This is a genomic window from Gelidimonas diazotrophica, from assembly GCF_055694025.1.
The window spans coordinates 2277540-2300507 of record NZ_CM146349.1; the positions used below are offsets into that span (position 1 = coordinate 2277540).

Consider the following 22968-nt stretch of genomic DNA (forward strand, 5'->3'; position numbering starts at 1 on the left):
CACTACCTCGACTTCCGATTCCGGAAGCGCGAAATCGCGCTACTCCACTGTAGGCAGCGTGGTCGATACTGCCGCTTGACCGGCAGTGCCATCTGTACACAAAAGCCACCTTCCGTACGGTAGGTGGCTTTTATACTTCCGCAGTGCGCTTGAAGCATATGCTGGGCAATCGTCAGTATCGAAGCTCAACGGCAAGTCCGCTTGCTGCCAAGATGGCGTCAGCACCCACCGTCAAAGCGCGGCCGAACAATAAAATACCTTCCTATGCTACAGATTGCGACCTATGATTAAATTCTGATTAGTAACCTTTATAGGAAACGTCATGATTGCCGAACGAAGAATATTTTCTCCTCTGCACGTTGCGCCCCCCACTAAAATGGAAAATAAGACCGCTGATGCGGAGTTGCTTGCCGCCGAAGATATGGTTACAGCACTATGCGAAACAGAAGGCGGTATTGCGGCATGGGCGACGCTGCTCGGCTACGGAAACGGCGCACCGACTACTCAGTCGCATCACTGAAGACCTTGGCGTCAAAGGGGTGGATAGATTAATCTGGTTCTTTGACCACCTCTCGCTTAACGCCACCTAATTTTCATGACCTTATCTAAGGTTGCGCCGCAGTTGTCGGCGTTTTATTAGGTTATCAAGCAAGGGCGGTTATGCCGGAAATGAAATCGCAAAATGGAATCAGTAAGCTGAAGCCAATACTTCTCGCGGCGAATCGATGAGCGGCGCCATTTCCTGCGGAACCCTCATTCTCAACAAGAGAGGGCAGATAATTCTCTGCCATGTAACCGGCACCAGTCACTGGGATATTCCCAAGGGTATGCAAGACCCCGGAGAATCCACCTTGAAAGCGGCGATCAGAGAGTTGCGCGAAGAAACCGGTCTCGATTTCGATAAAAACCTGTTTGAGGACCTCGGATGCGCTGACTATCGCCGTGACAAAAGATTGCATCTCTACAAAGTACGGGCGCCGGACGGTTTCGACAGTCTTGTTCATCTCATCTGCACTAGCCGCTTCCCGCATCATGTGACGGGGAAACCAACCCTTGAAGTCGACGGCTTCTGTTGGGCTTCCCGAACCGATATCCAGAAGCTGTGTTGGCCGCGGATGGCGCAGCGCTTGCTATCATTAAACTGGTAGTTGTCCCTATGATTCCTCAGCCACATCTCATTGGCACGGCAGTATCGGCTCACTTGACGACCAGTGTTCCTTTCATGCCTGGATGCAGCGCACAAGAGTTGGGAAAAACCCCCGCCTTTCGTGCCAAGAATGTCCAGGAACGGTTAGCCGGTATGTCGCCAGAGTTGAAACTGCGGCTGTCAGAGGCCGCCGTGGGAGGAAAAGGATTTTTGTTGTTCCATACCACCGTATCCCCGGCGCTTACTTCTACCGTTTGCGGAGAGAATTGCATCGCTTCGATAACGACGGTATGCACCTGGGACTTGGTCGCAGCGTATGTGCCGGAACTTCCGCCCCAAAATGCGACAGCCAAAAACTACGCCATCCCGCCTTGACGACGTTGCCTCTTTGCTCGAAAAAACCTCGTGCGCACGGTCGCCTCGGGAATGTTGAGTCAACCGGCAACCTCTTCCACGCTCATTTCTTCGAGCGCACTCAACACAAACACGGTCCGGAACACGTCAGGTAACGCATCTATTTGCTTCTCAAGCAGGACGCGCGCTTCTGCAAGCATTGCGGCTTATTCGGGCTCCTGAAATGTGCGGTCATTCACGTTATGCCCTCTGTCAACGACGCCCTTCAAAGCCCAGCAAAACATTGACTGCGTTGACGCCAATGCCCCCCCTATGTCAGGCTAGTTGTCGCCTCTAAAATTTATTCATAAATGTAGAGGCAGCAATGAAATCAACGTATTCCGAGGCGTTTATCGAGCAAGCGCTGGTCAAGCTATTTTCTCGTGGAAGCCGGACAGTGCGGTCGGTAGCCGAAGAGCTGAACGTCAGTTACCACACCTTAAAATATTGGATGAAAAGAAAAACGATGGTCAAAGGCAGCGTATCGACGGGCCAGGAAAAGCGCCCCCAGGATTGGCGCGCGGAGGAGCAGTTGGCGGCCTTGCAGGAAACGCACGGCTTGGCCGGCGAAGCGCTCAACGCGTGGTGTCGTGAACGCGGGTTGTTTGCCCATCATCTTACCAACTGGAAGGCCGCTTTCTGTGTGGATGGCAAAAGCGCTGCGGCTGGCGGCCGTGAACTACGGCTGTTGAAAGACGAAAATGAGAAACTCAAGCGTGAATTAGTGCGCAAAGAGAAAGCATTGGCGGAGGCGGCAGCTTTGCTGATTCTGCAAAAAAAATTCCGCGCGCTGTGGGAGGACGAGGACAAATGACCTCCCTCGCAGAGCGCGGCCAAGTCATGGCGCTATTGGCCGAGGCCATCGACAAGGGTGCACGCCAGGATCGCGCCTGTGCGGTCATCTGTCTTTCTGCACGCACGTTGCAACGCAGGCAGTGCGACCGATCGCGCGGCGATCAACGACCAATGCGGGTGCAGACACCCAAAAACAGCCTCAGCATGCTCGAACGCCAGCGCCTGCTGTCGGTGGCGAACTCGGACGAATTCGGGCATCTGCCGCCGAGCCAGATTGTTCCAAGTCTGGCCGATCGCGGGCAATACATCGCCTGCGAATCGACGTTTTACCGCGTGCGGAAAGCCGAGAATCAGCTCAAGCACCGGGGCGCGGAACGCCCGGCGCAACCGCGCAGCAAACCCCGTGCGCTATCGGCAACCGCACCCGACCAGTTATTCAGTTGGGACATCACGTATCTGCCCACGCAGGTCAAGGGCATCTATTTTTACCTGTATTTATTCATGGATATTTTTAGCCGAAAAATCGTTGGATGGCAGATCTATGACGCAGAAAGCAGCGACCTGGCAAGCGAAGTGATGCGCGATATTTGCGAACGGGAACATATCGTCCAGAATCAGGTGGTGCTGCATTCTGACAATGGCAGCCCGATGAAAGGGGCGACGATGCTGGCCACCCTGCAAGCGTTGGGCGTAATGCCCTCGTTTAGCCGTCCGGCGGTCAGCAACGACAACCCGTTCTCGGAGTCGCTCTTCAAGACAATGAAATACCGGCCCAGCTATCCGCGCAAGCCGTTTGAAAACCTGATCGCCGCCAGGCAATGGGTCAGCACGTTTGCCCACTGGTACAACCATGAACATCGTCACAGCGCGATCGGTTTCGTCACGCCAAGCCAGCGCCATGCAGGTCTTGACACCGTGCTGCTAGCCAAGCGGCGTGACGTTTATCAAGCTGCGAAAGCGCGGCATCCAGAGCGCTGGAGTGGTGCAACGCGAAACTGGCAGCCAATCCGTGTTGTTCACTTGAATCCTGATCAACAGGTGACTGAAATCAGCAGTCGGAAGGAGGACATTGTAGAGATCAAAAAGGCAGCCTAAATGGAGGCATTCAGGCGACAACTAGATTGACAATTACCGAAAGCCTGCGAAGTGCTTGTTGGTCACTTCCAGGAATTCGCGCGAGCGGTAAGCGGCTTCCAGGTCTTTCGCCCACGGCTTGCCCTTGTCTGCGGTGCGCGAATGAATCCGCATGTGCATATCTGAAATTTAAAAGCTGGAGGAGGAAAACAAGGTAAGACGTGCTGCTAACAACCCTTATGTTGCCGTGCACCCATACCCCCTCGACGCAGAGTGAGGTGTGTTCATACAGATTTCAAATATCGAAATGCATTTTTATTCGTTAGTCAAATATGTGGCTTTGTGTATTCTCACAGTCACAAATTGCAAAATTGCATATGAGCGGCCGAGCGGGTTTTTATTCGCCTCGCCGCGACATCCATAACTAAGGGAGCTTCCATGTCAGGCTGGTTTGAAGATAATTCGCTGTCAATCGGGCATACGCCGCTGGTGCGTCTGAATCGCATAACCGACGGCGCGGCAGCCACGGTGCTGGCGAAAATCGAAGGCCGCAATCCGGCGTATTCGGTCAAGTGCCGGATTGGCGCGGCCATGATCGCAGATGCTGAAAAACGCGGACTGCTCGGGCCAGAAAAGGAGCTGGTCGAACCCACCAGCGGCAACACCGGCATCGCACTCGCATTTGTCGCAGCCGCCCGCGGCATCCCGCTCACGCTGACCATGCCGGACACCATGAGCATCGAACGGCGCAAGCTGTTGCTGGCCTATGGCGCAAAGCTGGTGCTGACCGAAGGCGCGAAAGGCATGAATGGCGCAATCGCCAAAGCGGAGGAAATCGCCGCGTCCGATCCTGACAAATACGTGCTGCTGCAACAGTTCAAGAACCCGGCGAACCCGGCCATTCATGAAACGACTACCGGGCCGGAGATATGGGCCGACACCGACGGTAAGGTGGATATATTTGTGGCCGGCGTCGGCACCGGCGGCACCATTACCGGCGTGTCGCGTTTCTTTAAAAAAACCAAGGATGCTCATGTGTTGTCGGTAGCGGTTGAGCCATCTACCAGCCCCGTATTAAGTCAAACCCGTGCCGGTGAACCGTTGAAGCCCGGACCCCATAAAATTCAAGGCATTGGTGCCGGCTTCGTGCCGCAGGTGCTCGACCTGAGCCTGGTCGATGCAATCGAAACCGTCGGCAATGAAGAAGCCATCGAATTCGCCCGCCGTCTGGCGCGCGAGGAAGGCATTTTGTCCGGGATATCCAGCGGCGCGGCTGCAGCCGTGGCGGTACGCTGGGCCAAGCGCGCTGAAAATGCAGGCAAAACCATCGTGGTCATTTTGCCCGACTCGGGCGAACGCTATCTGAGTTCGGTGTTGTTCGAGGGCGTGTTCGACGCCAGCGGTTTACCGGCCTGAATGCTCGATGCCAGACTGAAGCAGTTTTTGTGGGTGCGAATTTATTCGCACTAGTTCGCATGGAATAATTAGAAATGCGAATAAATTCGCACCTACGGCTTGGCTCTTAAATGGTTGCTTTATAAATAAAATAATACGGGAGTATCGTGTTTTTAATGCCATTTTCCGCATATTATTAATACGCCTATAAAATATACTCCATAAAATATTTAAAATCCTCAGTAGTAGTGCGGATGAAACCCGCTCTTTTCGCCCGATCCAACTGCGCGGGTTTCACCCGCCCTACTTTTCTCTTTCGTACATTTCGTACATTTCATGCCTTTCATGTTTTTCGTGGACAGGGTTTTTTCCATGGCGGACATGCGCCGTGAAGTGACATGGAAAGTGAAATTGTGAAAAGTCGGAATCAAAGACTCAGCAATGATTTCGCCATAGAAAATGAGATTTTCCCGGCCTTGACTGCGAAAGGTGAGTTTTCGGAAGCGCTCTCTTTTATGGCCCCCGCTGATGAAACTCAATTAAGCGGTGGCAGATGAATTTCTGGCGATTGAAGATTATTGTCGTGGATGAAGCAACAGGAGATGCGCAATGCATGTCTCTTTATTGTCTGCAATGCAGCGATACCAGTCGTTCGGAATTTTCTGCCTGGCGACCACTATCGCCAAAAACAGTCAATACCCTTGCCGGCGTCAGCTCTAGTGACACTGAAGTTGACCTGCGGACGCATATCTAAGGTACTAACGACACTCTTCGGTAATTCTCTATATTTTGCTGCATTCGACGATCAGGATACCCATCCATAATCGCTTCATTTGCTAAAGTAGAGAAGTCGTCATCGTCACCGTATATTTGGTCGGCTGTGACCGTACTCTTAACTAGAGCAGGTTCAATCTGATAAGTAAACTTCAAAGGTTCCGGCAACTCATCACAATACACGTCCATTGATAACTCAAAAGCCTTTTCTGCACGGACAAATATTTCCGTATTCGACGACTTAATTTCCTTTGCCTGTAAGTTCCCTAATTCCCATTCAAAGAAATATACGTTCTCGTCATGCGAACTATTGATGTCATATTGGACAACAGGCCGATTAATGAATGGAGCGATCAATGAAGATGTTTTCTCCCGGCAAGGAAAATTGGGGCGTTCCTCGTTTCGATTATCCAGGTCGATACCGTCAATCTTTGAGCATCGAATCTCAACTCGAACGTTGCGTGCCAGGAGATCGCCACAGTTTTGCAAACGGAGCGCCAGCACTTCCGCGCCGCCCCATACTCTTAAAAATTTGGCTCGCTCCCGAAAGAAGCTCTTATTCGGTGATACTCCAAACGGATCGTGAAAACTTGTTGAAATTAATACACCACTTACGGCGCACTTCGCTTGCTTAGCAGCTTCACTTCGTGCAGTGAGCCGATCGTTATCAGCGATACGGCCTGCGGTAATTTCGCATATTTTCCCCCTCAATTTCACGACTTGGCCAAGCAAATGACCATCGAGATTGCTGAGACTTAAATCAAAAACAGGCGACTTAGGAATGCTCGCCTTTAATTTCTCGATTAGATCGAGACCGACAGTCACGGCACCGTTATATATAAGACTAATCGTAATTAGAAGGATGCCAAACCAAGGCGAGATGTCGGATGCAAATAATTTCCTCAAAAACTCCGAAGGGCCGAAATATTTTTCATACAATGCCACTCCAATCGCCTCAAAAATATTGAGCTGCGCCTCGGCCAAGAGGCCGATCCCGACCATAACAAGGATGTTAGTAATGGTGTTATGGAATCGCGGGCGAAGAAGCAAGACTACCTTGCTCGCCACTGACAGAAAATGCTCAAACTTTTTAAGATCCATATGTCAATTAATGTTTTTTTAAGTGAATTGAAAAATGGCAGGCCTTAGCAGCGCTGTCCTCGTGTGAAGTTAGCATCGTAGCAGTCGCGAGCGGTATGGGAGGGCACTACGCTTAGAGCAGGTCATCATTTCAACAGGGGCGCTTTAGCGGGATGTTTTGCAGCTTGATGATGACTGATGGAGTGACAACCGCTTGAGTCGCGTTCGCCTATTGGAGCCAGAAATTAGATCACGATTTTGAAATTTGAGCGCACGCCAATTAACGCGGTGCCCAAGGATACCTAGCCAACCATTTTCGAACTGAAATAGCCTATTGGAACATACCCTCGAAGGGCGCTATCGCTGTACTGCTGACGGTCATGACACACACTGGACCGCGACAACCTCACCGCCACGAACATAGGCGACACTGCAAGTCTGGATGAAATGCATTGTGGCGCGGCACCAAGAAATTGTCTTCGAAGCAAAAATGGCTGCGGAGCAATCCGCAGCCATTAGTACTATTACTAATTGTTAGATTTTTTATTCACCTATGAATTACTCATTTACATTCAGATTAGTAGTGTTTTTATGCCACATAGGATTCGTTGGATTGAACACTTCCCACTGCGCAGAAAGGCAGCTCAGGGCACGATGCAGACCCTCAGCGGAAATTCCTGAATGGCAGCTGTCAGGTCTCTACCGGGCGCTCGCGACAGGTCGTTATCGGTGCGAACCCGTGGTCATCTGAAGCGCGATTCCATAGCAGAGTCCGTGCAAAGATCACTCGCCTCTTTCTTGGTTGCCTATATGTGTATTTTTCTGAACGGCCTCCAGCTCTTTAGCTCGGGCTTCTTGCCACTGCGCCTCTGTCAGTCCATGACTGCCATCGCAATAATCGCGACGACCACAACCGCATCGACCGATATCTTCTGAATTTTTCCGAACTCGCATTTGATATCCCAATGGAAAAGCCGTTGATTGTGCCTCAACGCATGCCCTCCAGCATGGCCGTCCACGGCAGTGCGCTTTCCCGGAAGGGGATCATCAGATTGATCTCTTTGTATCCCGACATTGAACTTTCACCCTGACTGCATAGGTATCTACACATCCAGTAATCCACTGTTTTGCTCCTCTCTCCCGCTTGCGGGAGAGAGGCCGGGAGAGAGGGAGTCAGCAAACATTCCGGCCGCATCATATGGCAATGCAATCCAGGTTGCGCCTTGTTTTGACACCTTGCATATTGCGAGCACCCTCTCCCCCAGCCCCTCTCCCACAAGTGGGAGAGGGGAGCAATGCGCTCTCGCGATTTATAGTCGCAACTTGTGTAGATACCTATGCCCTGACTGGGCGGCTGACATTGGGATAGATTCCGCGAACGGCACTTCTTCGATAAACCAACCTCATCTTTCGCGTCACTTTACGTTTCCTGAGTCTTTATTCGAAAACGTTCTATCGACATGCAAAAAGATTCGTTCTCTTTATGTGATTACGATGTGATTATCGTCATCAATCAGTCAAATTTGTAATAAAGAGAACCGACATGCAGCTTGCCATTGCCACCTTAGAAAATAAAAAATCGCCCTTCCGTGTCATGCCCGGCTTCGGTCTTACGCTCGGTTTCACACTGTTTTACCTATCGCTGATTGTCCTGATTCCGCTGTCTGCGGTGTTCTTTAAGACATTCACGCTGACTTGGGATGGTTTCTGGGCGGCAGTCACTTCGGACCGGGTGGTCGCCTCGTACAAACTGACTTTCGGCGCATCGCTGCTGGCCGCCGCGCTGAATGTGGTGTTCGGCGGCATTGTGGCCTGGGTGCTGGTGCGCTACCGTTTTCCCGGCAAGAAGATCATTGATGCGCTGGTCGATTTGCCGTTTGCATTGCCCACGGCGGTGACCGGCATCGCGTTGACCGCTTTGTATGCGCCCAATGGCTGGATCGGCCGCTTTCTGGAACCGCTCGGCATCAAGGTAGCGTTCACGCCGCTTGGCGTGCTGATCGCACTGACTTTCATCGGCCTGCCGTTCGTGGTGCGCACCGTACAACCGGTGCTGGAAGACGCCGAGCGCGAGTTGGAGGAAGCCGCCGCCAGCTTGGGCGCAAATCCATTGCAGACTTTTTCACGGGTAATTTTTCCGACGATTCTGCCAGCGCTGATGACCGGCTTTGCACTGGCTTTTGCGCGTGCTACCGGTGAATACGGCTCCGTCATTTTCATCGCCGGCAATATGCCGATGGTGTCGGAAATCACGCCGCTGTTCATCATCACCAAGCTGGAACAGTACGACTACGCGGGCGCTACGGCGATTGCGGCCGTGATGTTAATTGCATCGTTCCTGATGCTGCTCATGATTAATGTTTTACAGGCCTGGTCCCGCAATCGCGGCCAATCTGAGAAAGTCTGAGATGCCAATACCTACCGCGCCGCCTTTGTCATTTCCTCTACCCTCACCTGCCATGCAAGAAAAACGTATTGCGCCGACGCATGTGCCAACCCTTGTGCCCGCAGCGACGCTGGAACCATTCTGGGTGCGTGCATTGCTGATCACCATTGCGCTGGCTTTTCTGACGCTGTTCCTGTTCGTGCCGCTGTTGTCGGTGTTTGCCGAAGCGTTCAAGAAAGGTTGGCAAGCGTATCTGGCAGCCATTACCGATCCGGATGCAGTCTCCGCCATCAAGCTGACTTTGCTGACCGCCGCGATTGCGGTGCCGTTGAACCTGGTGTTTGGCGTGGCGGCGTCCTGGTGTATCGCCAAATTCGATTTTCGTGGCAAGAGCATTTTGCTCACGCTGATCGATTTGCCGTTTTCGGTGTCGCCTGTGATTTCCGGCCTGATCTATGTGCTGCTGTTCGGCGCGCAAGGCTGGCTCGGGCCTTGGCTGTATGAACATGATATTAAAATTTTGTTTGCGGTGCCCGGCATCGTGCTGGCGACGATTTTCGTCACTTTCCCGTTTGTCGCCCGCGAACTGATCCCGCTGATGCAGTCGCAAGGCAGCGAAGAGGAAGAAGCCGCGCTAGTGCTGGGCGCATCCGGCTTCAAGACTTTCTGGTTTGTCACGTTGCCGAACATCCAATGGGGTTTGTTGTATGGCGTGATTTTATGTAATGCACGGGCGATGGGCGAGTTCGGTGCGGTGTCGGTGGTATCTGGCCATATTCGTGGTGAAACCAATACGATTCCATTGCAAGTCGAGATTCTTTATAACGAATACAACTTCTCCGCCGCTTTCGCAGTCGCGTCGTTGCTGGCCTTGCTGGCACTGGTGACGCTGGCGTTGAAGTCGCTGATCGAATGGCGCTTGGCGGATACCGGTGCCGGCACGGAACAATTTCAGGAGCAACAATCATGAGCATCGAAGTCAAAAATATCTATAAGCAGTTCGGTAATTTTGTAGCGCTGAACGATGTATCGCTGGATTTTCCGGACGGCCAGTTGACTGCGCTGCTGGGGCCGTCGGGTTGCGGCAAAACCACGCTGCTGCGCATCATCGCCGGGCTGGAACAAGCGGATCAGGGCCAGGTTTTACTGGATGGCGCAGATGCTTCGGCGCGTCACGTGCGCGAGCGTCAGGTCGGCTTCGTATTTCAGCACTATGCGCTGTTCAAGCATATGACGGTATTCGAGAATATCGCCTTCGGCCTGCGCGTCAAGCCGCGCAATGTGCGGCCCAACGAAGCGCAGATTCGCGACAAGGTCAAACAATTATTGGAGCTGGTGCAACTCGATTGGCTGGCGGATCGCTATCCGCCGCAACTGTCGGGCGGTCAACGCCAACGCATTGCATTGGCGCGCGCGCTGGCAGTCGAGCCACGCGTTTTGCTGCTGGATGAACCTTTCGGCGCGCTGGACGCCAAGGTGCGCAAGGAGTTGCGGCGCTGGCTGCGGCGCTTGCATGATGAATTGCACGTCACCAGCATCTTCGTCACGCACGATCAGGAAGAAGCGCTGGAAGTGGCTGATCAGATCGTGCTGATGCACAAGGGCCAGGTGGAGCAGGTCGGTGCGCCCAAGGATGTGTATAACCATCCGGCCTCGCCTTTCGTGTATGGATTCCTCGGCAACGTTAACCTGTTTCATGGTCGCGTGCATGAAGGCGTGCTGGATGCGGGCGGCGTCACTTTCGATGCGCCCGATCATGCACAAACGCAGGATGCCAAAGGGACAGGTTATGTGCGGCCGCATGATCTGGAAGTGGATCGTTACACGACGGGCGCGGAAGGAATTGTGGTGCAATTGAAACGCGCCCATGCAATCGGCCCGCTGGCGCAACTGGAATTGGAACGCGATGACAATGCGGAGATCATCGAGGCAGTGATTTCGAATGAACGCTTTACGCAACTGAAGTTGAAAGAGGGCGAAACCCTGATCGTGCGGCCTAAACGGCTGCATGTCTTCGTCGAAGATGCAGTCTGACTCGAATATATTTTAGGATAATTGATGAATTTCCAGCAATTGCGTTCGATCCGCGAAGCCGCCCGTCACGGCTATAACCTGACCGAAGTGGCGAACGTGCTGTGCACCTCCCAGCCGGGCGTGTCGCGCCAGATCCGCGAACTGGAAGACGAGCTCGGAGTTGAGATATTCGAACGCAACGGCAAGCGCCTGACCGGCTTGACCGATCCGGGCAAAGGCATCCTGAAGATTATCGAACGCTTGCTGATCGAGGCCGAGAACCTGCAGCGCGCCGGCCAGGAATATTCCGGTCAGACCAGCGGCACGCTGACGGTCGCCACCACCCATACCCAGGCGCGCTACGTGCTGCCGGAAGTGGTGCAGACTTTCCGCGTTGCTTTTCCGGACGTGCGCATTGCGTTGCAGCAAAGCGCACCGGAACATATCGCCGAATGGGTATTGTCGGGCAAGACCGACATCGGCATTGCTACCGAAGGCTTGAGCCAGTTTCCAGACCTGGTTTCCTTCCCTTGCTATAGCTGGAGCCACTTGATCGTGGTGCCCAACGGGCATCCGCTATTGTCGCAAGCGAACGTGGGTTTGACCGATCTTGCCGCCTATCCGTTGATCACTTACGACAGCGGCTTTACCGGCCGCAGCCATATCGACGAAGCGTTCAATAACGCTGGCGTAAGCACTAATATCGTGCTCACAGCGATGGATTCGGACGTGATCAAGCAGTATGTGTCGCTTGGCATGGGGGTTGGTCTGCTGGCAGCAATGGCATTTGACCCTGAGCGCGATCAAGGGCTGCGGGCGATCAAGGCCGCGCATCTGTTTGCGCCGAATGTGACCCGACTGGCAGTGCGGCGCGGCGCCTATTTACGCTCGTATGCGTATGATTTCATCATGGAATTCGCCCCCGACCTGAAGCGCGCCGACATCGAACGGGCGCTGAACCAGGAAGTTTAAGCGTTGTCCACGACAAGACACGAAAAACACGAAAAAATTCACAATACAATGTGTTTGTAAAAATAGGGGGTATCACTATTTTCATGGCATTTTCCGCATATTTAATATGCGGATATGAAATATACCCCATCCAATATTTGGTTTGTGTTAGCAGGGGTGTGAACAGTTACTTTTAGTTATAAATATACGGGCGTATGGCAAAAAACATGGCGCGGATTCAATAGCAAAAGAGAGCATACCGGCGCAGGCAATACGCATGGATGCCAAGAAGGCGCAACATCCTGATGATTATTTTGTTAGGCGCTTTAAATGCAAAAAGAGTGTTACAGCGAGGTTGCCGCACGCGATGCTTGATCGTACAGCCCGGATAGCATCCGCAAAAAACGCGCCAACTCAGCAAGTTCAAACGATTCGGTTCCGCTGCCGGTGAGATTCGATACCAATACCTGCTCTCTGACGTCGAAGTAGCGCTTGCAGACTTCCTGTCCTTTTTCGTTGGTCGAATAGAGGACCTCTTTGCCGTGTTTCTGAGTCTGCACGAATCCCAGATTTTGCAGTTTTTTGAGCGCGTAGTTCACCACGTGGGTGTCTTCGATGTTGAGGATGAACGCGATATCGGCCAGTTTCTTTTCGCGCGCACGGTGGTTGATGTGGTGCAGCACCAGGACCTCGGTGGTGGTCATGTCCTTGACCCCGGCCGCAGACATGCAGCGCACGACCCAGCGGTCAAACGCGTTACCGGCGATGATGAGTCCGAATTCGAACTCGCTCATCTCCGCACTTTTGCCTGCCGCCAGATGCGCCGATGAGACGATCGGCGATCTGGAAGGCTGGATTGGGCCGGCCAGGGATGCTTTGCTTTTGGTGGTTTTGGTCATACTTCGCTCCGAATTGCACCGGCCCATTTTACGCTAGGCGATTCCGAAGCCGCCGCCGCCCGGCGTGGCAATCACAAAGATATCGTCCACCCCCATTTGCACTTCGGCGGTGGACTCCAGCGATTCCATTTGCCCCGCTGCACGCAGTACGTAATTGCTGCCGACCTGCGCTGCTTGCCCACCGGCAGCACCATATGGCGGCACGATGCGATGGCCCGACAAAATGGCGGCAGTCATCGGCTGCTTGAAGCGAATCTTGCGCACTACGCCATTGCCGCCGTTGTGCTTGCCTGTGCCGCCGCTGCCTTGGCGAATGCTGAAATCTTCCACCATTACCGGGAAGCGCAATTCCAGCACTTCCGGATCGGTCAGGCGCGAGTTCGTCATATGGGTTTGGACCCCGGATGCGCCATCGAAATCAGGACCGGCGCCCGAGCCGCCGGCGATGGTTTCATAGTACTGGTACTGCGCGTCGCCGAAGGTGAAGTTGTTCATCGTTCCCTGTGCCGCGCCCATCACTTGCAACGCGCCATACAAGGCATCGGTCACGTATTGCGAGGTTTCCACATTGCCCGATACTACTGCGGCCGGATAGCGCGGATTGAGCATGCTGCCTTCCGGAATGATGATTTCCAGCGGCTTCAGGCAACCCTCATTGAGCGGAATTTCCGCGTTGACCAGGGTGCGAAATACATACAGCACCGCAGAACGACTGATGGAAGCAGGCGCGTTGAAATTGTTCGGCAATTGCGCCGAGGTGCCGGTGAAGTCGATCCTGGCGCTGCGCTGCTGACGATCGATCTTGATGCTGACCCGGATCACCGCGCCGTTATCCATCGGATAGCTGAAATCGCCATCCTTGAGGGTGAGCAGGACCCGGCGTACCGCTTCTTCTGCATTGTCCTGCACGTGTTGCATGTAGGCGATGACGACGTCCTGGCCATACTGCTGAATCATTTTCGCCAGTTCTTGCAATCCTTTGCCATTGGCCGCGATCTGAGCCCGCAGGTCTGCGATGTTCTGATCGGGATTACGGGCCGGCCACTGGCCACTGGCCAGCAATGTGCGGGTTTCCGTTTCGCGGAAACGGCCGCCATCCACCAACAGGAAGTTATCGATCAGGATGCCTTCCTCGTCCACATGGGTGCTGCGCGGTGGCATCGAGCCTGGCGTGATGCCGCCAATATCTGCATGGTGGCCACGCGCACCGAGGTAGAACAGCACGTTTTGCTGCGCTTCGTCGAATACCGGCGTAATCACCGTGATGTCCGGCAGGTGGGTGCCGCCGTTATACGGGGCATTCAGGCAATACACGTCGCCTGGATGCATCTTGCCGCTGTTGCGTGCAATGACCGATTTGATCGAGTCACTCATCGAGCCCAGGTGGACCGGGATGTGCGGTGCGTTGGCAATCAGGTTGCCGCTGGCATCAAAGATCGCGCACGAGAAATCCAGCCGCTCCTTGATATTTACCGAGTGCGAAGTATTTTCCAGTGTCGCGCCCATCTGCTCGGCGATCGACATGAACAGGTTGTTGAACACTTCCAGCAATACCGGATCGACATCGGTGCCGGCCGCCTTGCGGCTGGGCCGCGCCTCGACACGTTCCACGATCAGGTCGTTGCGCTCGGTCACGTGGGCAGCCCAACCCGGTTCGACTACCGTGGTCGAGACCGCATCGCTGATGATGGCGGGGCCTTTGATACGGTCCAGTGTGCTCAACTTTTCGCGTTGGTAGATCGGCGTCTGGTGCATCTGCTGTTGCGAGAACATCTGCGCTGTCGTTTCAGCAGCGCACTCCCGGTCGCTGTTCTGGGTGCGGAAGGCGTCATCGGCCAATACGTCATCGGTCTCGGCCACGGCCTCGACGGACACGGCTTCCACGACCAATTCGCGATCGGCCATCACGAAACCGTAGCGGGCCTGATGCTGGGCCTCGAATTGCGTGCGCATCGAGGTCACCGAATCATGGCCGACGATCATTGCCGAATCGGTGCCTTTGTAGCGCAAGTGAGCGCGACGGATGGTCTGGATTGCGCCGGCAGCGATGCCTTGCGACAGTAATTCCTGTTCGGCCTTGTCGGCCAGTGCGTTCAACGCATTCCGGATCAGCCCGACATTGTCGGCGGTCAGCGCCTGTTCTACCGAGGTTTCCCGCAGTGCACGCTGGTTTGCCAGTCCCATGCCGAAGGCTGACAGTACGCCGGCAAACGGATGCAGCAGCACGCGACTCATGCCCAGAGCATCTGCCACCTGGCACGCATGCTGGCCGCCAGCGCCGCCGAAGCAGCATAAAGTGTAGTCGGTCACATCGTAGCCGCGCTGCACCGAGACTTTCTTGATGGCGTTGGCCATGTTTTCGACTGCGATCTGCAAGAAGCCTTCCGCCACTTGTTCCGGCGAACGTCGGCCCAGGCCGGCGGCTTCAATTTCGCTCGCAAGCGCTGCAAACTTGCTACGGACAACTTCGCGGTCCAGCGCCTGGTCCGCATGTTGTCCAAATACTTTCGGGAAGAATGCCGGCTGTATTTTCCCCAACATCACGTTACAGTCGGTGACGGTCAACGGCCCGCCCTTGCGGTAGCTGGCGGGGCCGGGATGGGCCCCGGCCGAATCCGGCCCGACACGGAAGCGCGAACCGTCAAAGTGCAGGATGGAGCCGCCGCCGGCGGCCACAGTGTGGATGCTCATCATCGGCACTCGCAACCGCACGCCGGCGACGATGGTTTCAAACACGCGCTCAAACTCGCCGTTGTAATGCGACACGTCGGTCGAGGTGCCGCCCATGTCGAAGCCGATGATTTTGCCGTAACCGGCAATCTCGGCGGTGCGCACCGCGCCGACGATGCCGCCGGCCGGGCCGGACAGGATGCTGTCCTTGCCCTGGAACAGATGGGCGTCAGTCAAGCCACCGTTCGACTGCATGAACATCAGACGCGTATCGCCCAGTTCCGCGGCGACCTGATTGACATACCGACGCAGGATCGGCGACAGATAAGCATCGGCTACGGTAGTGTCGCCACGCCCGACCAGCTTGATCATCGGCGAAACCTCATGCGACACCGAAATCTGGCTGAAGCCGATGGCAGTAGCTATGGTCTTGATAATCTTTTCATGCTGCGTGTAACGGTAGCCATGCATCAACACAATCGCAATGGAACGGATGCCGCTCTCGAAAACGGTGTGCAGCGCGGCACTGATGGCGTTCTCGTCTGGTGCGCTGATGACCTCGCCTTGCGCATTGATGCGCTCGTCGACTTCAATCACGGTTTCATAGAGTTGATCCGGCAGCACGATGTTGCGGTCAAACAGGCGCGGGCGATTTTGGTAACCAATGCGCAAGGCGTCGCCGAAGCCGCGAGTGATGACTAGCGCGCAGCGTTCGCCCTTGCGTTCAAGCAAGGCATTGGTCGCCACGGTGGTGCCCATCTTGACCGCTTCGATATCTGTGGTTGGAATCGACTGGTCGCGCGGCACGCCCATCAAGTCGCGGATGCCGGCCAATGCTGCATCGCGGTAATGGGCCGGATCTTCCGACAACATCTTGCGCGTGATTAGCGAACCGTCCGGGCGTCGCGCCACGATGTCGGTGAATGTGCCGCCGCGATCGACCCAGAATTGCCATTTTTTGCGGGTCGCTTGCTTTGTTATGTTGCTGTCCATTTTGTCTCCGTTTTGTTGCAATGCACTAGATATTTTTAAAAAAAATACTAGCGTGTCGTTCACATAATGTAGATAATTTATCTGTAAATTGTCAATAAATGATTTTGTTTTTCATCAAAATATGTGGATATCCATTTTCCAAATGGCTAAAAAACCGTCGCTATCGGTGCGGTAATCAGATGCGCTGCTTGTTGACAATATTGACAATGCAAAATGCGCGGTACTGTCTTGGTAAAGCGCATAAAAAATAAAAAATGACTAGCTGAAGTAATTTCAATCATTCTGTAGGAGACACACTCATGGAAACTGCTGTAAACCTTTGGCCGCTGATCGGCGTGGCCGTCATCATCTTCGGCTTCTTGCTGCGGGTGAATCCAGTGCTGGTCGTCATCGTCGCCGGCATCGTTACCGGGTTTGCCGCGGCAATGCCGCTGGACAAAATATTGTCCACATTGGGAAGCGGATTCATCAAGACCCGTAACTTGCCGCTGATACTGCTGCTGCCCTTGGCCGTCATCGGCTTGCTGGAACGTTACGGCTTGAAAGAACGCGCACAAGTCTCGATTGCACGTATCCAATCCGCCACTGCCGGCCGCTTGCTGATCGTTTATTTGTTCGTGCGCGAGGTTTCTGCCGCTTTAGGCTTGACCAGCCTGGGCGGCCATCCGCAAATGGTCCGCCCCTTGATTGCGCCGATGGCGGAAGGTGCGACGGAAAACCGTTACGGCTCCATTCCCGACAAACTGCGTTACAAGATCCGTGCGATGTCCGCCGCGACCGATAACGTCGGGTTGTTTTTCGGCGAAGACGTGTTCGTCGCCTTTGGCGCGATCGTGCTGATGCAGACCATCCTGCGCGGCGAGGGGATTGAGGTTAATCCGCTGCACATGGCCTTGTGGGGCATACCGACGGCAATATCCGCCTTCATCATCCATGCCTGGCGATTACGGCGTCTGGATGCGCAGATTGCGCGCGAGCTGGGTTCGCATAGCGTGGCGAATCAGGACACGGCAATCAAAGGAGGGACGGCATGATTTTTACGCTCGATTATTTTTTCATTCTGCTGGGCTTGATGTTGTCGGTGATTGCGGTGATGTCGTTTCTGGATCGGGCCAATCCCAGACGATTGACCACGGGTTCGTTCTGGGCGTTATATGCAGTGGTGTATCTGGCGGGGGAGCATCTGCCACCCGCCCTGGTCGGCATCATCGTGATTGTGATGGCAATCATCGCCGGTTTCGGCGGGGTTGCCATGGGCAAATACAGTGAATTGTCGGCGCAGGAACGCCGCAGCAGCGCCCAAAAACTGGGCAATCGCCTGTTCATCCCGGCCTTGATCATTCCAGTCGCGACGATGATCGGGTCGGTCATATTCAAAAACGTGAAAATCGGCGACCTGTTTTTGCTGGATCAAAAGAACTTCACTCTGGTCAGCCTGGGGTTCGGCTGCATCCTGGCCTTGATTGCTGCGTGCTGGATCACCAGGGCGACACCGGCGCAATCGATGCGCGAATCGCGGCGCCTGATCGACTCGATGGGGTGGGCCGTGGTCTTGCCGCATATGCTGGCGGTGCTTGGCTTGCTGTTTTCCGATGCCGGCGTCGGCAAGGCGGTCGCACACCTGACGACGTCGTATATCAATATGGATTACCGTCTGGTTGCGGTGGTGGTGTATTGCCTCGGGATGGCGCTGTTTACGGTAATCATGGGGAATGGATTCGCCGCTTTTCCGGTGATGACCGGCGGTGTCGGAATTCCGATTCTGGTCGGCGTCTACCATGGAAATCCGGCAGTAATGGCGTCTATCGGCATGTTTTGCGGCTATTGCGGTACGTTGATGACGCCGATGGCAGCCAACTTCAACATCGTTCCTGCTGCCTTGCTCAACCTGCCAGACAAGAACGCCGTGATTAAAGCGCAAATTCCGACTGCGATGACATTGTTGGTCGTTAATATCTTCCTGCTGTATTTCCTGATGATGCAGTAATACTGGTTTGTATTGCACTTGCCAAGAATGTAAAAACTTACTGATTGCGTATGAAATTATGAACCAAGCCAACCAAAAACTGACGCCGGCACTAGCATCTCACTTTGCCAATCTGGTCGTCAGTCATCTGACACAGGAATATCCGAACAAACTCACGCATACGCTCAATAGTGCCGCAGATGTACAAGGCCCCCGTGCCTTGTATCCGATTTTTTATGGTTGTTACGATTGGCATTCTTGCGTACACGGCTATTGGCTGCTGACGCGATTACTAGCGCGTTACCCGGAATTGCCCGAAGCGCCAGCGATACGGGCTGTGTTTGACAAGCAATTGACAGCGGAAAATGTCAGAGGTGAGTTGGCCTATTTGGCAGCGCCATCGCGAGATACCTTTGAGCGCCCATATGGCTGGGGTTGGTTGTTGGCGCTACAGACTGCGTTGAACCAACTGGACAGCGACCAAGGTCGGCATTGGGCGAAAACCCTTCAACCGTTGGCAGATGCTTTCGCCGCACTATTCGTCAACTTCTTGCCGAAAGCTACCTATCCGGTGCGTGTGGGGACGCATTTCAACACCGCATTTGGAATGGCGCTGGGGCTGGATTATGCCCGCAATGTCGGCCATTTAGAGTTAGAAAAACAGATCTGCGCTCGTGCACGCAACTGGCATATGGAAGATGCCGGATGTCAGGCTTGGGAGCCCAGCGGGGATGAATTTTTGTCGCCGGCGTTGATGGAGTCCGAACTGATGCGTCGGGTTCTACCCGCCGTAGAATTTAATGCATGGTTCACGCAATTCTTGCCGAACCTGGAACAGCGTCAGCCAGCAACATTATTTATACCCGCTACGGTTACCGATCGCAGCGATGGAAAAATTGCCCATCTGGATGGATTGAATCTCAGCCGCGCCTGGTGTCAGCGTTCGCTCGCACGCGCATTGCCGGCAGGTGATGCCCGTGCGGCAGTGTTATTCGCCACCGCCGATCTCCACTTCAACAGTGCTATCGCTCATGTCACCGGTGACTATATGGGTGAACACTGGCTGGGGACGTTCGCTTTGCTGGCGTTGGAGGCTTGACGCTTAAAGAGACCGCTGCAATATAGAAATTAGAAATTAGAAATTAGAAATTGGAAATTGGAAATGCCCCGATCATACGAGGCATGAAAATTAACAGCTAAAGAGTTAGGACACTACGATATGCCAGCATCAGGCGCGTAAAGACTGAATAGTTACGCGTGTTGCAACTATTCAGCCCGCACCAAGAAACTTCCAAACCGAAGTGGTTTTTTGTAGGAGCGCACCCGGGCGCGAAAGCAGTCGCCAGACTGCTGCCGTTGATCGCGCCCGGGTGCGCTCCTACAACATCGTACTATTCCGCTCTTAATTACCTTGCCAGCTAAATAGTTACCGCGCGTTTGTAAAAACATGGAGTATCACTATTTTTATGGATTTATACGCATATTTTATATGCGTATATGAAATATACTCAAACCAGTACTAACAGGCATGACGGGTGCAGCCTGCGCGCATTCGGTAACACATTTCTCCGCTTCGACGCGGGTTGCACCCGCCCTACTTTGTCTCGCGTGGACAAATACGCCACTTCAGTTTTTGACTATTTCAGCAACCGTGCCAACTCCACTGCGGTCTTGACATGCATCTTGTCGAAAATATGGGCGCGATGCACTTCGACTGTGCGCATGCTGATGCCGAGATCGTCCGCGATGACCTTGTTCATTTTTCCTTCCAGAATCAGATCCAGCACTTCGCGTTCGCGCGCCGACAGAGTTTCGAGACGGCGATGGATCAGCGCCATGCTGCCGGCCTCCATGGAGATCAGCAAGGCTTCCTGCGCCCGGTCCATCAACTTGTTGTCATTCAGCGGCTTTTCGAAAAAATCGAACGCGCCGCGCTTTAAGGTATCGACCGCCATCGGCACATCGCCGTGACCGGTCAGAAAAATTACCGGTAACTGTCGCGTCAAGTCGCGCCCGGCCAGCACGTCAAACAGCGCAATGCCATTCATGTCGGGCATGCGGACGTCGAGCAGCAGGCATTCGCCTTGCGCATCGAAGGCAGTCTTGCTATCGAGCGCAGCCAGAAATTCGGCGGCGCTGGCGTAGGCTGTGGCAGCGATGGCGCGCGACTTGGCCAGCCATAGCAGTGAGTCGCGGATCACTTCTTCGTCATCGACTATGTGAAGCATGCAGGTTCCTCGGTTATTGGGACAACTGCGGTGGATTTGGCAAATGCGGTGGCAGATGCGGTGGCAAATGCGATGGCAAATGTGGCGGCAATGAGAAGCGGAAAATTGTACCGCCGAGCGGATTATTCACATAGTTCAGGGTGCCGCCATGAAACTCCAGCGTGGTGCGGCAGATTTTCAGACCGATCCCCATGCCTTCAGCCTTGGTCGAGAAAAAAGGTGAAAACAGGTGTTCGGCAACTTCCGGCGCGATCCCGTGCCCCTGGTCGATCACTGACACCACCACGTTTGGAAGCGCTGATGCAGCATTGAACGGCACGCTGTCGGCGGTGACGGTGATGCGCAGGATACGACGCTCGGAGGGAATCAGGTGCATAGCCTCGATGGCGTTGCGCGTCAGGTTCAGCAACACCTGCTCCAGCATCACGCGGTCGGCCAGCACTTTGGGTAGCCTGGGGGTGATGCTGAACTGGATCGCGACGAAACTCTGTTGCGCCTGCAGTTCGATCAGCGGCATCACACTGTTGATCAGGTTTTGCATCGACACCGGTTCGCGGGTCGGTTCGCGCCGCTTGACGAACTCATGCACGCTGTGAATGATCAAGCCGGCGCGCTGCACTTGCGCGTTGGCTTTTTCCAGCGCCGGCCGCAACAACGCGGGGTCAACCACGCCTGACTGCATCAGATTGATGACGCCGACGGTATAACTGGAAATGGCGGCCAGCGGTTGATTGAGTTCATGCGCCAGGGTCGATGCCAGTTCGCCCATGGTTGCCAGACGCGCACTGGATTGCAGTTTTTCCTGCTGCTGTTGATTTAATTCCTCGACTTTTTTACGATCCGAAATATCCAGGATCGATCCCATCCAGCCGGTTTGCTTGCCGCTGTCGTCCAGCAGAGGCGACTCGAAAATCAGTACCGGAAAACGCTCGCCGTTGGCGCGCTGGAATATGATCTCGAAACCATGTCGCTGGACGGTGCCGGCCAGAACCTGGGCAAAGCGCCCTTCATGATCCTCGATCGCCTCGGGCGCCCAGTACGGCATTGGCGGCACCTTGTTGAGCAACTGATCAGCAGTTAAGCCCACCATCTGGCAGAACGCCGGGTTGACATAGCTAATCCGTCCTTCCAGGTCGCGTGCCCGCAGCCCGGTCACCAGCGAGTTTTCCATCGCAATGCGGAAGGCAACCTGCTCGCGCAGCGCGCCTTCCGCCGCCAGCCGGCGATTGATATCCCACCACAACGCCCATAAGCTCCAGATCAGACCCAGCGCAAGCAAAATAATCGCGCCAACCAGCAGATTCGGCAGCAGCGTCGGCGCACTTTTGACGCTATTGGTGCGCAGATAAACTACGGCCCCCGGCAACTCAAGCGTGTGGCGATGAGTGTACACACCGCGCCCCATGCCGCCGGCCGCCCGCCTGGCGAAGACGGTGTCGTCATTGTCGGTCAAGACGATCTCGTTATCCTGGGCAAACCACCACGGCGCCATTTCATCGAGGATATTCTGCAACGCATATCGAATCACAAGGCTGCCGCTGTATTGGCCGTGCCTGAAGATCGGCAAGTGGCCATCCATCAACGTCAACCCCGGCGCGCCGTCAACACTAACGGCTTTGAGCGGCTGACTATATTGGGTTGATTTCAGCTTGCGTGCGTTGGCCGATGCTTGCGCCGATGCGTCTGATAGCTGGGAGGGGACGATCGCTTGCTCATCGCTGGACGCAACTATTCTGCCTGTCGCATCGAGCCACATGACGCTGCGGATTTCAATGCTATTTTTTAACAGCAGCGCGGTGCGTTCGCGCAGTTTGTCAGGCATCAGGTATCCGTTCCCAATTTCGGTTCCAACCTGGCGGAAATTTTCTTCATTGCGTTTCAGTTGAAAGCGAATCGCCTGCTCTACCCAGAGCGTATCGGCAATCATCTGTTGCTGACGTTCGCTGACCTCCAACTGCCGTACTTGCCATGGCAGCCATATCAGGATCGACAGCACCAGCAGCACCAGCAGCACCGGCAGCAACCAGCGCCATGCCTGCTTGGGTTGCAACGGAGCGGTGCCAAAACCTTTAAATCCAGCAGTTGTCATGGGCGTAAGGCATCTTTCTAGCTTATTAAGCGATTGTTTCTCAAACCGGAATTCTACCGAATATTCTATGCCTGTTTTTTTGGATTCAAGCTGGAGCAGTTTTCCGGATTGTGGT

Annotated in this window: 18 protein-coding genes and 1 pseudogene; 12 read left to right on the forward strand and 7 right to left on the reverse strand. The window is 54.4% G+C overall.

From position 1 onward, the window contains the following. Nucleotides 1-322: 322 nt before the first annotated feature. Entirely contained in the window at nt 323-520 is a 198-nt protein-coding gene (locus KGFNPO_RS10610) for a hypothetical protein (RefSeq protein WP_472631254.1), read from the forward strand. Between the two features lie 205 nt (nt 521-725). Next, on the forward strand, nt 726-1148 hold the full coding sequence (locus tag KGFNPO_RS10615) for an NUDIX hydrolase (protein ID WP_472631255.1): 423 nt from the start codon (nt 726-728) through the stop codon (nt 1146-1148). Nucleotides 1149-1197: 49 nt separating this feature from the next. On the opposite strand, the gene KGFNPO_RS10620 is transcribed toward KGFNPO_RS10615, so the two are convergent. Beyond that, complete coding sequence (locus KGFNPO_RS10620) at nt 1198-1500, reverse strand: cupredoxin domain-containing protein (RefSeq protein WP_472631256.1); 303 nt, start codon at nt 1498-1500, stop codon at nt 1198-1200. A gap of 15 nt (nt 1501-1515) precedes the next feature. Beyond that, nucleotides 1516-1704: pseudogene (locus tag KGFNPO_RS10625) on the reverse strand (sigma factor-like helix-turn-helix DNA-binding protein); the annotation flags it as partial. A gap of 161 nt (nt 1705-1865) precedes the next feature. Between KGFNPO_RS10625 and KGFNPO_RS10630 the strand changes: the two are divergent. From KGFNPO_RS10630 to KGFNPO_RS10640, 3 genes are all read left to right on the forward strand, one after another. After that, nucleotides 1866-3430 (forward strand): IS3 family transposase gene (locus KGFNPO_RS10630; RefSeq protein ID WP_472631257.1). Its coding sequence is split into 2 segments (ribosomal slippage): nt 1866-2322 and nt 2322-3430, totalling 1566 coding nucleotides; the frame shifts between segments, so codons are not numbered across the junction. 417 nt (nt 3431-3847) lie between these two features. Then, on the forward strand, nt 3848-4825 hold the full coding sequence (cysK, locus tag KGFNPO_RS10635) for a cysteine synthase A (RefSeq protein ID WP_472631258.1): 978 nt from the start codon (nt 3848-3850) through the stop codon (nt 4823-4825). A 377-nt stretch (nt 4826-5202) separates the two neighbouring features. Continuing rightward, nucleotides 5203-5361, forward strand: a complete 159-nt coding sequence (locus tag KGFNPO_RS10640) for a hypothetical protein (protein WP_472631259.1) — start codon at nt 5203-5205, stop codon at nt 5359-5361. A 193-nt stretch (nt 5362-5554) separates the two neighbouring features. Here the strand turns inward: KGFNPO_RS10640 and KGFNPO_RS10645 are convergent, their stop codons facing one another. Further along, nucleotides 5555-6679 carry a hypothetical protein gene (locus KGFNPO_RS10645; RefSeq protein WP_472631260.1) on the reverse strand — a complete coding sequence of 375 codons (1125 nt, stop codon included), beginning with the start codon at nt 6677-6679 and terminating at the stop codon, nt 5555-5557. A gap of 1522 nt (nt 6680-8201) precedes the next feature. Here KGFNPO_RS10645 and cysT point away from each other — a divergent pair. The 4 genes from cysT to KGFNPO_RS10665 are packed head-to-tail and all read left to right on the forward strand — an operon-like array spanning nt 8202 to nt 12029. Then, the gene (gene cysT, locus KGFNPO_RS10650; RefSeq protein WP_472631261.1) at nt 8202-9065 is read left to right on the forward strand and encodes a sulfate ABC transporter permease subunit CysT; all 864 of its coding nucleotides are present in this window, start codon (nt 8202-8204) and stop codon (nt 9063-9065) included. Nucleotides 9066-9117: 52 nt separating this feature from the next. Continuing rightward, nucleotides 9118-10014, forward strand: coding sequence for a sulfate ABC transporter permease subunit CysW (gene cysW / locus KGFNPO_RS10655; protein ID WP_472631262.1), 897 nt, complete (start codon nt 9118-9120; stop codon nt 10012-10014). After that, on the forward strand, nt 10011-11078 hold the full coding sequence (locus KGFNPO_RS10660) for a sulfate/molybdate ABC transporter ATP-binding protein (RefSeq protein WP_472631263.1): 1068 nt from the start codon (nt 10011-10013) through the stop codon (nt 11076-11078). The genes cysW and KGFNPO_RS10660 overlap by 4 nt, the downstream gene beginning before the upstream one ends. A gap of 24 nt (nt 11079-11102) precedes the next feature. Beyond that, on the forward strand, nt 11103-12029 hold the full coding sequence (locus KGFNPO_RS10665) for a CysB family HTH-type transcriptional regulator (RefSeq protein ID WP_472631264.1): 927 nt from the start codon (nt 11103-11105) through the stop codon (nt 12027-12029). A gap of 323 nt (nt 12030-12352) precedes the next feature. On the opposite strand, the gene KGFNPO_RS10670 is transcribed toward KGFNPO_RS10665, so the two are convergent. After that, entirely contained in the window at nt 12353-12907 is a 555-nt protein-coding gene (locus tag KGFNPO_RS10670; RefSeq protein WP_472631265.1) for a winged helix DNA-binding protein, read from the reverse strand. A gap of 33 nt (nt 12908-12940) precedes the next feature. Then, nucleotides 12941-16570, reverse strand: a complete 3630-nt coding sequence (locus tag KGFNPO_RS10675; protein WP_472631266.1) for a hydantoinase B/oxoprolinase family protein — start codon at nt 16568-16570, stop codon at nt 12941-12943. 299 nt (nt 16571-16869) lie between these two features. Here KGFNPO_RS10675 and KGFNPO_RS10680 point away from each other — a divergent pair, with 299 nt between their 5' ends. The 3 genes from KGFNPO_RS10680 to KGFNPO_RS10690 are packed head-to-tail and all read left to right on the forward strand — an operon-like array spanning nt 16870 to nt 19635. Continuing rightward, entirely contained in the window at nt 16870-17604 is a 735-nt protein-coding gene (locus tag KGFNPO_RS10680) for a DUF969 domain-containing protein (protein ID WP_472631267.1), read from the forward strand. Next, a complete protein-coding gene (locus KGFNPO_RS10685; RefSeq protein WP_472631268.1) occupies nt 17601-18557 on the forward strand; it encodes a DUF979 domain-containing protein in 957 nt (318 codons plus the stop codon). The genes KGFNPO_RS10680 and KGFNPO_RS10685 overlap by 4 nt, the downstream gene beginning before the upstream one ends. A 58-nt stretch (nt 18558-18615) precedes the next feature. Continuing rightward, on the forward strand, nt 18616-19635 hold the full coding sequence (locus KGFNPO_RS10690) for a DUF2891 domain-containing protein (RefSeq protein WP_472631269.1): 1020 nt from the start codon (nt 18616-18618) through the stop codon (nt 19633-19635). A 538-nt stretch (nt 19636-20173) separates the two neighbouring features. On the opposite strand, the gene KGFNPO_RS10695 is transcribed toward KGFNPO_RS10690, so the two are convergent. Both KGFNPO_RS10695 and KGFNPO_RS10700 read right to left on the reverse strand, forming a co-directional pair. Continuing rightward, nucleotides 20174-20764, reverse strand: coding sequence for a response regulator transcription factor (locus KGFNPO_RS10695; protein ID WP_472631270.1), 591 nt, complete (start codon nt 20762-20764; stop codon nt 20174-20176). A 13-nt stretch (nt 20765-20777) separates the two neighbouring features. Next, nucleotides 20778-22853: a sensor histidine kinase gene (locus KGFNPO_RS10700; protein WP_472631271.1), complete on the reverse strand. Its 2076-nt coding sequence runs from the start codon at nt 22851-22853 to the stop codon at nt 20778-20780. Nucleotides 22854-22968 lie beyond the last annotated feature (115 nt).

Excerpts from the sequence above, each read along its gene's own strand:
- KGFNPO_RS10610 (WP_472631254.1), top strand. The coding sequence starts at position 323 with ATGATTGCCGAACGAAGAATATTTTCTCCTCTGCACGTTGCGCCCCCC.
- KGFNPO_RS10615 (WP_472631255.1), top strand. The coding sequence starts at position 726 with ATGAGCGGCGCCATTTCCTGCGGAACCCTCATTCTCAACAAGAGAGGG.
- cysK (WP_472631258.1), top strand. The coding sequence starts at position 3,848 with ATGTCAGGCTGGTTTGAAGATAATTCGCTGTCAATCGGGCATACGCCG.
- KGFNPO_RS10640 (WP_472631259.1), top strand. The coding sequence starts at position 5,203 with ATGGAAAGTGAAATTGTGAAAAGTCGGAATCAAAGACTCAGCAATGAT.
- KGFNPO_RS10645 (WP_472631260.1), bottom strand. The coding sequence starts at position 6,679 with ATGGATCTTAAAAAGTTTGAGCATTTTCTGTCAGTGGCGAGCAAGGTA.
- cysT (WP_472631261.1), top strand. The coding sequence starts at position 8,202 with ATGCAGCTTGCCATTGCCACCTTAGAAAATAAAAAATCGCCCTTCCGT.
- cysW (WP_472631262.1), top strand. The coding sequence starts at position 9,118 with ATGCAAGAAAAACGTATTGCGCCGACGCATGTGCCAACCCTTGTGCCC.
- KGFNPO_RS10660 (WP_472631263.1), top strand. The coding sequence starts at position 10,011 with ATGAGCATCGAAGTCAAAAATATCTATAAGCAGTTCGGTAATTTTGTA.
- KGFNPO_RS10665 (WP_472631264.1), top strand. The coding sequence starts at position 11,103 with ATGAATTTCCAGCAATTGCGTTCGATCCGCGAAGCCGCCCGTCACGGC.
- KGFNPO_RS10670 (WP_472631265.1), bottom strand. The coding sequence starts at position 12,907 with ATGACCAAAACCACCAAAAGCAAAGCATCCCTGGCCGGCCCAATCCAG.
- KGFNPO_RS10675 (WP_472631266.1), bottom strand. The coding sequence starts at position 16,570 with ATGGACAGCAACATAACAAAGCAAGCGACCCGCAAAAAATGGCAATTC.
- KGFNPO_RS10680 (WP_472631267.1), top strand. The coding sequence starts at position 16,870 with ATGGAAACTGCTGTAAACCTTTGGCCGCTGATCGGCGTGGCCGTCATC.
- KGFNPO_RS10685 (WP_472631268.1), top strand. The coding sequence starts at position 17,601 with ATGATTTTTACGCTCGATTATTTTTTCATTCTGCTGGGCTTGATGTTG.
- KGFNPO_RS10690 (WP_472631269.1), top strand. The coding sequence starts at position 18,616 with ATGAACCAAGCCAACCAAAAACTGACGCCGGCACTAGCATCTCACTTT.
- KGFNPO_RS10695 (WP_472631270.1), bottom strand. The coding sequence starts at position 20,764 with ATGCTTCACATAGTCGATGACGAAGAAGTGATCCGCGACTCACTGCTA.
- KGFNPO_RS10700 (WP_472631271.1), bottom strand. The coding sequence starts at position 22,853 with ATGACAACTGCTGGATTTAAAGGTTTTGGCACCGCTCCGTTGCAACCC.